The 12,200-nt window shown below is 67.7% G+C and carries 9 protein-coding genes; all 9 read left to right on the top strand.

Annotated features, from left to right (window positions below):
* Nucleotides 1-69: 69 nt before the first annotated feature.
* Nucleotides 70-1,653, top strand: a complete 1,584-nt coding sequence (locus AB0C34_RS28760; protein ID WP_357079618.1) for a UDP-N-acetylmuramoyl-L-alanyl-D-glutamate--2,6-diaminopimelate ligase — start codon at nucleotides 70-72, stop codon at nucleotides 1,651-1,653.
* Nucleotides 1,650-3,191 (top strand): UDP-N-acetylmuramoyl-tripeptide--D-alanyl-D-alanine ligase, encoded by a 1,542-nt coding sequence (gene murF / locus AB0C34_RS28765; protein WP_357079621.1) that lies wholly within the window; start codon nucleotides 1,650-1,652, stop codon nucleotides 3,189-3,191. Before AB0C34_RS28760 ends, murF begins: the two co-directional genes overlap by 4 nt.
* Nucleotides 3,188-4,264: a phospho-N-acetylmuramoyl-pentapeptide-transferase gene (gene mraY, locus AB0C34_RS28770; protein WP_357079624.1), complete on the top strand. Its 1,077-nt coding sequence runs from the start codon at nucleotides 3,188-3,190 to the stop codon at nucleotides 4,262-4,264. Before murF ends, mraY begins: the two co-directional genes overlap by 4 nt.
* Before the next feature lie 47 nt (nucleotides 4,265-4,311).
* Complete coding sequence (gene murD / locus AB0C34_RS28775; protein WP_357079626.1) at nucleotides 4,312-5,754, top strand: UDP-N-acetylmuramoyl-L-alanine--D-glutamate ligase; 1,443 nt, start codon at nucleotides 4,312-4,314, stop codon at nucleotides 5,752-5,754.
* On the top strand, nucleotides 5,751-7,196 hold the full coding sequence (ftsW, locus tag AB0C34_RS28780) for a putative lipid II flippase FtsW (RefSeq protein WP_357079629.1): 1,446 nt from the start codon (nucleotides 5,751-5,753) through the stop codon (nucleotides 7,194-7,196). Before murD ends, ftsW begins: the two co-directional genes overlap by 4 nt.
* Nucleotides 7,142-8,296 (top strand): undecaprenyldiphospho-muramoylpentapeptide beta-N-acetylglucosaminyltransferase, encoded by a 1,155-nt coding sequence (gene murG, locus AB0C34_RS28785; RefSeq protein ID WP_357079632.1) that lies wholly within the window; start codon nucleotides 7,142-7,144, stop codon nucleotides 8,294-8,296. The genes ftsW and murG overlap by 55 nt, the downstream gene beginning before the upstream one ends.
* A 20-nt stretch (nucleotides 8,297-8,316) precedes the next feature.
* Nucleotides 8,317-9,816, top strand: a complete 1,500-nt coding sequence (gene murC, locus AB0C34_RS28790) for a UDP-N-acetylmuramate--L-alanine ligase (protein WP_357079716.1) — start codon at nucleotides 8,317-8,319, stop codon at nucleotides 9,814-9,816.
* Nucleotides 9,817-9,849: 33 nt separating this feature from the next.
* The gene (locus AB0C34_RS28795) at nucleotides 9,850-10,545 is read left to right on the top strand and encodes an FtsQ-type POTRA domain-containing protein (RefSeq protein ID WP_357079635.1); all 696 of its coding nucleotides are present in this window, start codon (nucleotides 9,850-9,852) and stop codon (nucleotides 10,543-10,545) included.
* A 352-nt stretch (nucleotides 10,546-10,897) separates the two neighbouring features.
* Nucleotides 10,898-12,130 carry a cell division protein FtsZ gene (gene ftsZ, locus AB0C34_RS28800; protein WP_357079638.1) on the top strand — a complete coding sequence of 411 codons (1,233 nt, stop codon included), beginning with the start codon at nucleotides 10,898-10,900 and terminating at the stop codon, nucleotides 12,128-12,130.
* The last annotated feature ends 70 nt before the right edge of the window (nucleotides 12,131-12,200 follow it).

The following is a 12,200-nucleotide window of genomic DNA, read 5'->3' on the forward strand; positions in this document are numbered from 1 at the left end:
GGTCCTGCCCTGATCGGTCGCCGGTAACCTGACACATCGATCGCTGCCCTCGAAAGGAGCCTGGTTTCTGTGCAGTCCGGTCAACCACGCGCATTGCGGCCCGAGCACTCGCCGGCAACGCCGCTGGCGTCTTTGGCCGCCACCATCGGGGCACGAACAAGTCTCGAGTCGGCTGCGCGTGAATTATCGGTCAGCGGCATCGAGCAACGCTCGAACGCCGTACTGCCCGGTGACCTGTTCGCCGCGTTGCCCGGCGCCCGATCACACGGCGCCCGTTACGCGCGGGACGCGGTCGCGCGGGGCGCCGTCGCGGTGCTGACCGACGCTGTGGGCGCGGAGTCGGCAGCGGAACTGGACGTGCCGGTGCTTGTGCGGGACGATCCCCGCGCGGTGCTCGGTGAGCTGTCGGCGACGATCTACGGCAACCCGTCCGAGCGGTTGCGCATCATCGGAATCACCGGAACCTCGGGCAAGACCACGACCTCCTATCTGGTCGAGGCGGGTCTGGCCGCAGGTGGGCTGTCCACCGCGCTGATCGGCACCATCGAGACCCGGATCGGCGGCAGGCGAGTGCCCAGCGCGCTGACCACTCCGGAGGCGCCGCAACTGCACGCGATGTTCGCGCTGATGGTCGAGCAGGGTGTGGACGCGGTGGTGATGGAGGTGTCCAGCCACGCGCTGGCGTTGGGTCGGGTCGACGGTGTGCGATTCGCAGTCGGTGCGTTCACCAACCTTTCGCAAGACCACCTGGATTTTCATGCCGATTTCGAGGACTACTTCGCCGCGAAACGCAGGCTTTTCGATCCGGATTCGCCGGTTGCGTCGCGAATTCCGGTGATCTGTGTGGACGACGCGTGGGGGCGGCGGCTCGCCGAGGATCTCGCGAGCCCGATCACCGTGTCCACCAAGCGATCCGCGAACTGGAGCCTGTCCGGCGCGGTGGCGGCGCATGGCGGCGAGCAGGATTTCACGGCGTCGGGCCCGCAGGGGGATGTGCCGGTGCGGTTGCGGCTTCCCGGCCATTACAACATCGCCAACGGCCTGCTCGCGATAGCCGTGTGCGCTGCGGCGGGAGTCGAATCATCGGTCGCCGCACCCGCGTTGGCCACCGTGGACGTACCCGGCCGGATGCAACGGGTGGAACGCGGACAGGAATTCCTGGCGATCGTCGACTACGCGCACAAGCCCGCCGCGCTGGAATCCGTAATCGCTACGCTCCGTGGGCATCTCGCTGCGGACACTGCCGGACGGCTCGCCGTGGTGGTCGGTGCGGGCGGTGACCGTGACGCGGGCAAGCGGCCGCTGATGGGTGCGGCCGGTGCGCGAGGCGCCGATCTGATGATCATCACCGACGACAACCCGCGCACCGAGGACCCGGCAGCGATCCGAGCCGCGATCCGTTCCGGTGCGTCGGAGGTGCCCGAGGCCGAGCGCGGCGAGGTGCGTGAGATCGGTGATCGGGCCGAAGCCATTGCGGCCGCGGTGGAGTGGGCCAACCCCGGTGACGTGGTGCTGATCGCGGGCAAGGGACATGAGGTAGGGCAGGAGATCCAGGGCGTGAAGCATCCCTTCGACGACCGCGAGGTGCTCGCGGTCGCATTGGACAGACGAAGTCCGCAAGGAAACCACGCGGAGGACTTGACGGTTTCATGATCGAGATGACACTGCGGGAGATCGCGGACGTTGTCGGCGGCACGCTGCACGACGTTCCCGACCCGGAGGTGCGAGTGACCGGTGCGGTCGAATTCGATTCGCGCCGAATAGGTTCCGGTGATCTTTTCCTGGCACTGCCGGGAGAGCGCTCCGACGGCCACGATTATGCGGGCGCGGCGATCGCCGCAGGGGCGGTCGCGGTGCTCGCCGCGCGGCCGGTGGGTGTGCCCGCCGTCGTGGTCGCTCCGAATCGCGGCTCGGTGCCCGCGAGTTCGGTTGCCTTGTCCCATGATTCGGACGGCTCGGGTGCCGCGGTGCTCGCCGCGCTCGCGGCACTGGCGCGCGCGAGCGTGTCGCGCCTGGTCGCGGCCGGCGGGCTCACCGTCGTCGGCGTGACCGGGTCCTCCGGCAAGACGTCCACGAAAGATCTGCTGGCCGCGGTACTCGCCCCGCTGGGGCCGGTCGTCGCACCGCCGGGATCGTTCAACAACGAACTCGGCCACCCGTGGACGGCACTGCGCGCCGACGCCGAGACCCGCTTCCTGGTGCTCGAGATGTCCGCACGTGGTCCGGGCCACATCGCCGCGCTGGCCGAGGTGGCACCGCCGAGTATCGGTGTCGTGCTCAATGTCGGCACGGCGCATCTCGGCGAGTTCGGCAGCCGTGCGGCCATCGCACAGACCAAGGGCGAGCTGGTCGAGGCACTGCCAGCTACCGGACTGGCGGTACTCAACGCCGACGATCCCCAGGTCACCGCGATGGCCGCACGGACGGCGGCCCGTGTGGTGAGCGTCGGCCAGGCCGAGACCGCCACCATCCGCGCCACCGGCATCCGGCTCGACGAGCAGGCACGGGCCGAGTTCACCGCGCACACTCCCGTGGGCGATATCCCGGTGCGGTTGGCTGTGCACGGCGAGCATCACGTCGGCAACGCGCTGTCCGCGATCGCGGTCGCCCTGGAGTGCGGCGCGGATCTCGACGGCCTCGCCCGGACGCTGTCCGGTGCGCACGCCGCGTCGGCCCGCCGGATGGACGTGCGTACCACCGCAGACGGGATCACCGTGGTCAACGACTCCTACAACGCCAATCCGGACTCGGTGCGCGCCGCATTGAAAGCGCTGGTGAGCATGGCGCGGGCAGGGCAGACACCGCGGCGCAGCTGGGCGGTGCTCGGCGAGATGGGGGAGCTCGGCGCGGAATCCGTCCTCGAACACGATGCGATCGGCCGGCTCGCCGTGCGACTGGATGTCAGCCGCGTGGTGGTAGTCGGGACCGGACGGCCCTCCCGCGCGCTGCACCAGGGAGCGGTGATGGAAGGGTCATGGGGCGAGGAGTCGATCCTCGTACCGGATATCGAGGCGGCGATCGCTCTGCTCGACGAAGAAGTCACCGCGGGTGACGTGGTGCTGGTCAAGGCATCGAAGTCGGTGGGCCTGTGGAAGGTCGCCGAACATCTGACCGATGCGGCTTCCGCGGCAGGACGCGACGCCGTCGCGCCGGGCAGCAGGGCGGGACATGACACGGAGGCAGCAGAATGAGACAGATTCTCTTCGCGGCGGCGATCGCGCTGACGGTCTCGATCCTGCTCACCCCGTTGTTGATCAAGATGTTCGCCAAGCAGGGTTTCGGCCAGGAGATCCGGGTCGACGGTCCGGCCAGCCACCAGGCCAAGCGCGGCACCCCGACCATGGGTGGGGTGGCCATTCTGGTCGGGCTGTGGGCGGGATATCTGGGCTCGCATCTGATCGGTATCGGGTACGACGCCGAAGGACCGTCGGCCTCGGCACTGCTGGTACTCGGCCTGGCCACCGCACTCGGTGCGGTGGGCTTCCTCGACGACTTCATCAAGATTCGTAAGCAACGCAATCTGGGCCTGACCGCGGCCGGTAAATATCTCGGCCAGCTGACCGCGGCGGTGATCTTCGGTGTGCTCGCACTGCAGTTCCGCGGCGCGAGTGGGCTGACCCCCGCTAGTAGGCACCTGTCCTACGTACGCGACATCAGCACGGTGACCATGGGTGTGGTCGTGTTCCTGGTTTTCGTGTGCTTCGTCGTGGTCGCCTGGTCCAATGCGGTGAACCTGACCGATGGCTTGGACGGCTTGGCCGCCGGATCGATGAGTCTGGTCCTCGGCGGATACGTGGTCATCACGTTCTGGCAGTACTACCACGCCTGTGAGACCAAGCCGGAGACCGGCTGCTACAACGTTCGCGATCCGCTGGATCTGGCCCTGGTATGTGCCGCGGGCGCGGCCGCGTGTGTCGGCTTCCTGTGGTGGAACGCCGCGCCGGCGAAGATCTTCATGGGTGACACCGGTTCGCTGGCATTGGGCGGCATGCTCGCCGGTCTGTCCATTACCACCCGGACCGAGCTGCTGATGATCGTCATCGGCGCGCTGTTCGTCGCCGAGACGGCGTCGGTGGTGTTGCAGGTTGCCGTGTTCCGCACGACGCGTAACCGGTTGTTCAAAATGGCGCCGTTCCATCATCACTTCGAGCTCAGCAAGTGGGCCGAGACGACGGTGATTATCAGGTTCTGGCTCTTGGCCGCGATGGCCTCGGCCGTCGGTCTCGGTTTGTTCTACAGCGAATACCTTTCTGCGGTCGGGTGAACGAGATGGTCGAACATTCTCCTCGGGCCCTACGTTCACCAGGGCCCATGCTCGAATTTCTGCGCGGGCGTGACGTTCTGGTCGCGGGTTGGGGTGTGTCGGGGCGTTCGCTGGTCGAGCCACTGCGGGATATCGGCGCGCGACCGGTGGTCACCGACGGTGGTGCCGCCGCGCTGTCCGAGGCCGCCGGGCTCGGACTGGATGTGGCCACCCCCGCCGAGCTGGAATCCACCGACTGGAGCCGGTTCGCGCTGGTGATCACCAGTCCGGGCTGGCGGCCGGATTCCCCGGTGCTCGCCACCGCGGTAGCCGAGGGCACACCGGTGTGGGGTGACGTCGAATTCGCCTGGTGGGTCGATCAGGCGAGGATCTACGGGCCGGTGCGCAAATGGCTTGTCGTCACCGGCACCAATGGCAAGACCACCACCACACAGATGACCCACGCGATTCTGCGTGCCGCGGGTATCGCCAGCGTCGCCTGCGGCAACATCGGCCTTCCGATCCTGGACGCGCTGCGCCGCAATCCCGGTCCACAGGTGCTGGCGGTCGAGCTGTCGTCGTTCCAGCTGCACTGGGCGCCGTCGGTGCGTCCAGAGGCGGGTGTAGTGCTCAATGTGGCCGAGGATCACCTGGATTGGCACGGCGGCTTGGACGCCTATGCCGCGGCGAAGGCGCGGGCGCTGGTCGGCCGAGTCGGCGTGGTCGGTCTGGACGATCCCGTCGCGGCTTCGCTGGCGCGCAAGTCCAAGGCACGCCGGACAGTGGGCTTCCGGATCGGAGTGCCCGCGGACGGCGAGTTGGGCGTGGTCGATGGCAAGCTGCTCGACCGGGCGTTCACCAAAGCCGCCATCCTCGCCGAGGTCGGCGATATCAGCCCGCCCGGTCCGGCCGGTGTCGCCGACGCGCTCGCCGCGTCGGCGCTGACCAGGGCGATCGATGTTGCCCCGCAGTTCGTCCGCGAGGGTCTCATCGAGCACAAGGTGGGTCCGCACCGCGCTGAACTGGTGCGTGAACTTGCCGGAGTCGAGTTCGTCGACGACTCCAAGGCCACCAACCCGCACGCCGCGCGCTCCTCGATCCTGGCGCACCCGCAGGTGGTCTGGGTGGCCGGCGGTCTGCTCAAGGGCGCGCACGTCGAGGATCTGGTGGAGGAGGTCGCCGAGCGGCTGGTCGCCGCGGTGCTCATCGGCGCCGATGCGTCGGTCATCGCCGCCGCGTTGGCGCGACACGCGCCCGAGGTCCCCGTCGTCGAGTTGATCGCGGGAGACGATGCAGGGATGGGTGACGAAGCGGCGAAAACCGAGGCGGCCGACGCGATGATGGCCCGTGCCGTTCGCGCGGCCGCCGGATTCGCCCGCAGCGGCGACACTGTGCTGCTGGCTCCCGCCGCCGCGTCGCTGGACATGTTCGCCGACTACACGCACCGGGGCCGCAGCTTCGCTGCGGCGGTGCACACCCTGGAAGACGGTGACATCGGGCGGCGGCTATGACGAAATCGGCGTGGCGTGATCCTGCGCCGGCCACCCGGTTCGGGGTCTGGCTCGCGCGGCCGCTCGCGTCGTTCCACTTGGTGGTCACGATCGCCACGCTGTTGACGACCCTCGGACTGGTCATGGTCCTGTCGGCATCGGGGGTTGTGGAGTACGCGGTCGGTGGGTCGGCTTACTCGCTGTTCATCCAGCAAGCGTTGTTCGCGGCGCTCGGCGCCGTCCTGTTCTATCTCGCGTTGCGGGTACCGCTGCGCCGATTGCGCCAGGTGTCGTTCCCACTGTTCGCGATGTCGGTCTTGGCGCTGGTGCTGGTCCTTGTTCCTGGTATCGGTACCCGTGCTCAGGGCGCACGCCGTTGGCTGATGCTCGGCCCTGTTTCGGTGCAGCCGTCGGAGATCGTGAAGGTGACGCTGATCGTCTGGGGCGCACACCTGCTGGCTTCCCGACGGGCCAGCGGTTCGAACTTGCGAGATCTTCTCGTTCCGCTGGTCCCGGCCGGACTGCTGGTGTGTCTGTTGATCGTGGTCCAGCCGAACCTCAGCACCACGGTCGCGGTAGGACTCGTCCTCGGCGCGCTGCTGTGGTACGGCGGACTGCCGGTCCGCCTGTTCGTGACGATCGCGGTTTCCGGAGTCGTGGCGGCGGGCGTGCTCGCGATGTCCGCCGGTTATCGGTCGAACCGGGTGCGGTCCTTCTTCAACCCGGGTTCAGACCTACAGGGCGACAACTATCAAGCTCGACAGGCTCTCTATTCCCTTGCTGACGGCGGAATCTGGGGTAGGGGGCTGGGGCAGAGCCGCGCCAAATGGAGCTACTTGCCGAACGCGCACAACGACTTCATCTTCGCGATCATCGGCGAGGAATTGGGCTTTCTCGGCTGCGCGCTGGTGCTGGGGCTTTTCGCACTGTTCGTCTACACGGGACTGCGTATCGCCAGCCGGTCGGTGGATCCGTTTCTCCGGTTGTTGACCGCTGCCGCGACAACGTGGATCGCTGGACAAGCCATGATCAACATCGGGTATGTGGTCGGTTTGTTGCCGGTCACCGGTCTACAGCTACCACTGGTGTCCGCGGGTGGTTCCTCGCTGGCGATCACTCTGATCATGTTCGGCTTGATCGCCAATGCCGCTCGGCATGAACCGGAAGCGGTCGCGGCGCTGCACGCCGGACAGGACGGTCGCTTCAGTAGGCTGTTGCGGTTGCCCAAACCCGAAGTGTACGCACCAGCTCGGGCGAGCGCCCGGGCCGCCGCGGCGCGCCGCGGTCGGGCGCCAGACCGCGGACCTTCCGCGCTGCCGACCGGTGGGCGTACGCGGTACGGTGCGGAACCGGTGCCGCGCCGTGCGCCAGAGAGTCGCGGCACCAGTTCGGCCCGCGCCACCCGGGCATGGGAACCCAGTTATCCGGTCAATCACGCAAGAGAACGGGGAAGGTCCAGGTGATCTCGGTAATCGTCGCGGGCGGCGGCACGGCGGGCCACATCGAACCGGCACTGGCGGTGGCGGACGCGTTGCGGCGGCTCGACGCCTCGATCCGGGTGACGGCGCTGGGCACCGAACGTGGTCTGGAGACCCGGCTGGTTCCGGAGCGCGGCTATCCCCTCGAACTGATCCCGCCGGTTCCGCTGCCGCGCAAGCCCACCGCCGATCTGCTGCGGCTGCCAGGGCGGGTGCGGGCCGCGGTGACCAAGACCCGAGCGGTGATCGACGCGGTCGACGCCGACGTGATCGTCGGCTTCGGCGGATATGTCGCCCTGCCCGCGTATCTCGCCGCGGGCGCGGGCGCACTGCGTCGTCGGCGTGCCGTGCCGGTCGTGGTGCACGAAGCCAATGCCAAAGCGGGCATCGCGAACAAGGTTGGCGCGCGCGGCGCCGCGCGGGTGCTCGCCGCCGTTCCTAATTCGGGCCTCGCGAACGCCAAGGTCGTCGGCATTCCGGTGCGTGAATCGATTACGAGTCTGGACCGAGCCGCGCTGCGGGGGGAAGCACGTGCCCATTTCGGCCTACCGGCCGAGGGCCCGGTGCTGCTGGTATTCGGTGGTTCTCAGGGCGCGCGGACCCTGAACGAGGCCGTATCGGCGGCCGCGCCACAGCTGTCCGCGGCGGGTATCTCGGTACTGCACGCCCACGGTCCCAAGAACACGCTCGAGTTGGCGGACTCCGGCGAGGATGGCTCCCGCTACCTGGCAGTGCCGTATCTGTCCCGGATGGACCTCGCCTACGCCGCCGCCGACGCGGTGGTCTGCCGGTCGGGTGCGATGACGGTCGCGGAGGTCTCCGCGGTCGGATTGCCCGCGTTCTATGTGCCCCTTCCACACGGCAACGGTGAGCAGGAACTCAACGCGCGACCGGTGGTGCGCCTCGGCGGCGGCCGGATTGTCCCGGATGCGGAACTGACGCCGAAGTACGTGATCGATGAGGTGATTCCCTTACTCATGGACACCGCAGGGCTGATCGAGATGGGCCGGGCCGCCGCAGGCGCCGGGCACCGTGACGCCGCCGACGAGGTGGCGCGGATCACGATGGAGGTGGCAGGCCGGTGAGCGAGACCACGGCGAACGGGATGGGGTCGGAGACCACCGGCGAGCGTTGCGCATTGCCCCCGGAGCTGGCGCGCGTACACATGGTCGGGATCGGCGGTGCGGGGATGTCCGGGATCGCGCGCATCCTGCTCGCCCGCGGCGGCGCGGTGTCGGGTTCGGATGCCAAGGAGAGTCGCGGCGTGCTGGCGTTGCGCGCGCGGGGGGCACAGGTGCGCATCGGTCACGATGCGACGGCCCTCGACCTGCTACCCGGCGGCCCGACCGCGGTGGTCACCACCTACGCGGCCATCCCGAAGACCAATCCGGAGTTGGTCGAGGCGAATCGGCGCGACATCCCGGTGCTGCTGCGCCCTGCCGTGCTCGCGTCGCTGATGCAAGGCCATCGCACCTTGCTCGTCTCGGGTACCCACGGCAAGACCTCCACCACGTCGATGCTGATCGTGTCGTTGCAGCATTGCGGGTACGACCCGTCCTTCGCGGTCGGCGGCGAACTGAACGAGGCGGGCACCAATGCCCACCACGGCACCGGCGATATCTTCGTGGCCGAGGCCGACGAGAGCGACGGCTCGCTGTTGCAGTACGACCCGGACGTCGCGGTGGTGACCAATATCGAGTCCGATCACCTGGACTTCTTCGGCTCCGATGAGGCATACGTCCAGGTTTTCGATGACTTCGCCGACCGTCTTGCCGCGGGAGGTCTGCTGGTGGTGTGCCTCGACGATCCGGGCTCGCGGGCGTTGGCCGAGCGGGTCGGCGCGCGGATGGCCGAGAAGAATGTGCGGGTGCTCGGGTACGGATCGGGTGAGCTCACCGACGCCCCGGTCGCGGTGGGCGCCCGCTTACACAGCTGGGAGCCGCGCGATGTCGGTGGTATCGCCCAGTTCCAGCTCGCCGACGAGGCTGCGCCGCGCACCCTGCGACTGTCGGTGCCGGGCAGGCACATGGCGCTCAACGCACTCGCCGCCCTGCTCGCCGCTCGCGCCGCCGGCGCCGATGTGGGCGAAATCGTGCAGGGCCTGGAGGGTTTCGGGGGAGTGCACCGCAGGTTCCAGTTCGCCGGACGGGAGAACGGCGTGCGGGTCTTCGACGACTACGCCCACCACCCGACCGAGGTGCGCGCCGTGCTCGGCGCGGCTGCCGAACTGGTCCAGCAGGAGGCCCGCGATGGTGCTCGGTCCAGACAGGGGCGGGTCATCGTGGTGTTCCAGCCGCATCTCTACAGCCGTACTGCGACGTTCGCACAGGACTTCGGCGCGGCATTGAGCTTGGCCGACGAGGTCGTCGTGCTCGATGTCTACGGCGCACGGGAGAAACCGCTGCCCGGCGTGAATGGCGCACTGGTTGCCCAGGCGGTGACCAAACCGGTGCACTACCAGCCGGATATGTCCCGGGTCGGCCGTCAGGTCGCGGGTCTGGCCCTGCCTGGCGACGTCGTGATCACGATGGGTGCGGGTGATGTGACGATGCTCGGGAGCCAGATCCTCGATGGGTTACGGGCGCGGCCTCAGCACGGACGGTGATTCGGCGTGCGCGGGGTCGGATCGGCGCGCGACATGGGGCGATCCGCGAGTGATCGCCTCGGCGTGGACGAATGGCGCCGAATTCGGCTGTGGGGATTGCTGGGCGTCTGTGTTCTCGCCGTAGTCGGCGTCGTCTGCTGGTTCACGCCCGTGCTCTCGGTGCGCACCGTGCGGATCGAGAGCACGCTCGCGGTGCCCGAGCAGCAGGTGCGCGATCTGCTCGAAATTCCGTCCGGCCGCTCCATACTGCGAATCGACACCACTGCTATTGCGCACCGAGTGGCCAGCATTCCGAGGGTACGCACGGCACGGGTGCAGCGGATATTTCCGTCCACCGTCCGAGTGACGGTCGTGGAGCGCATTCCGGTGTTGTTCTACGACGGCCCGCAGGGCGAGCATCTACTGGACGCGCAGAGCGTGGAATTCGCGATCGAACCCGCACCGATCGGTGTGGCGAAGTTGATCGCCGATCATCCCGGTGCAGACGATCCGGTGACCCGCGCCGCGGTTTCGGTCCTTGCCATTGTGCCCGCTGCGCTGCGTGTTCAGGTGGGTGAGGTTGTCGCACGGTCTATTTCGGATATTTCGCTGAATCTGAAGGACGGTCGCACGGTACTCTGGGGCGGGACCGACGACGCCGAGCGCAAGTCAGCGGTCGTGTTACCGCTATTGACGCGCCCCGGAACGGTGTTCGATGTCTCGAGTCCCAATCTGGTCACGGTAAAGTGATCCACACCCATTGTGTCCAGGGAATTTTCGGCGGTTCGGGAGCGGTTCCGGCGTCGAGGAGATGGCCGGGGGGCAACCGTCCACCATACGACGTGTGGAGTGGCGAGACGAGCGGGATCACACAAGATTCTGACTCTCGTTTCGGCGCGCCTGCGCGCGTATCGCGGCGGCTGCGAATAGCGTTCGGCACCAGTCGGATACTTGACATAACGCTAACCCTATGGTTCAGGTTTAGGGTTTGCTCGGTTCTCGGGTCGCTTTCCGAAGCGAATCGACCCACGGGCCGGGTCGAAAAGCAGCGTGCCGAGAATCCGGAAACGACAGGCTTTAGATCGAAGGAAGGCGAGAGCCCATGACGCCCCCGCACAACTACCTTGCGGTGATCAAGGTCGTCGGTATCGGCGGCGGCGGTGTGAATGCCGTCAACCGGATGATCGAACAAGGACTCAAAGGTGTCGAGTTCATCGCGGTCAATACCGACGCACAGGCCCTGCTGATGAGCGATGCCGACGTCAAACTCGACGTCGGTCGTGAACTCACCCGCGGTCTCGGGGCCGGCGCCGATCCCGAGGTCGGACGCAAGGCGGCCGAGGACCACAAGGACGAGATCGAAGAGGTGCTCAAGGGCGCCGACATGGTCTTCGTCACCGCGGGCGAAGGAGGTGGCACCGGCACCGGTGGCGCCCCGGTCGTCGCGCAGATCGCGCGTAAGCTCGGCGCGCTCACCATCGGTGTGGTCACGCGTCCGTTCTCGTTCGAGGGCAAGCGCCGCGGCAACCAGGCCGAGGTGGGGATCAACCTACTGCGCGAGTCCTGCGACACGCTGATCGTGATCCCCAACGACCGGCTGCTGCAACTGGGCGACGCGGCGGTGAGTCTGATGGACGCCTTCCGCTCGGCGGACGAGGTGCTGCTCAACGGTGTGCAGGGCATTACCGACCTGATCACCACACCCGGTCTGATCAACGTCGACTTCGCCGATGTCAAGAGTGTGATGTCCGGAGCGGGCAGTGCGCTGATGGGTATCGGTTCGTCGCGCGGCGAGGGGCGATCGGTGAAAGCTGCCGAGGCGGCGATCAATTCGCCGCTGCTCGAGGCGTCGATGGATGGTGCGCACGGAGTGTTGCTGTCGATCGCGGGCGGGTCGGATCTAGGTCTGTTCGAGATCAATGAGGCGGCGTCGCTGGTGCAGGAGGCCGCGCACATCGAGGCCAACATCATCTTCGGCACCGTTATCGACGACTCGCTGGGTGACGAGGTGCGGGTCACCGTGATCGCCGCGGGCTTCGACGGCGGAGGCCCAGCCCGGCGGACCTTCGACACCACGAGCCGGGGCACCATCGGGTCGGCGAGGTCCGGCGAGATCGGACAGAGCCGCCCCAGTGAGGTCGTCGCCCGCAGCACCGACACCCCGGCGAGTATCTCCAGCAGCCGAGGCGCGGTGCCGAGCTACCGCGACACCGAACGGCAGCGCTCGCTGTCCGAGCCGACGATCGCGAACAACCCGCGTTCGCACATCACGCCGCCGGACGATGATGACGATGACGACGACGTGGATGTGCCTTCGTTCATGCGGCGGGGTTAGCAGGTGGGCAGTGGGTTCCGGCCGCGGCCGGAACCCAGCTCGAAATAGCGTGTGAGAACGCCACTAGGCT

It is taken from the genome of Nocardia sp. NPDC049220 (assembly GCF_040647855.1).
Taxonomy (GTDB): Bacteria; Actinomycetota; Actinomycetes; order Mycobacteriales; family Mycobacteriaceae; genus Nocardia.

Bases quoted from the DNA above. Each gene is read 5' to 3' on its own strand.
- murC (WP_357079716.1), top strand. From the start codon at position 8,317: ATGGGGTCGGAGACCACCGGCGAGCGTTGCGCATTGCCCCCGGAGCTG.
- ftsZ (WP_357079638.1), top strand. From the start codon at position 10,898: ATGACGCCCCCGCACAACTACCTTGCGGTGATCAAGGTCGTCGGTATC.
- murF (WP_357079621.1), top strand. From the start codon at position 1,650: ATGATCGAGATGACACTGCGGGAGATCGCGGACGTTGTCGGCGGCACG.
- murD (WP_357079626.1), top strand. From the start codon at position 4,312: ATGCTCGAATTTCTGCGCGGGCGTGACGTTCTGGTCGCGGGTTGGGGT.
- mraY (WP_357079624.1), top strand. From the start codon at position 3,188: ATGAGACAGATTCTCTTCGCGGCGGCGATCGCGCTGACGGTCTCGATC.
- AB0C34_RS28795 (WP_357079635.1), top strand. From the start codon at position 9,850: ATGGGGCGATCCGCGAGTGATCGCCTCGGCGTGGACGAATGGCGCCGA.
- ftsW (WP_357079629.1), top strand. From the start codon at position 5,751: ATGACGAAATCGGCGTGGCGTGATCCTGCGCCGGCCACCCGGTTCGGG.
- murG (WP_357079632.1), top strand. From the start codon at position 7,142: ATGGGAACCCAGTTATCCGGTCAATCACGCAAGAGAACGGGGAAGGTC.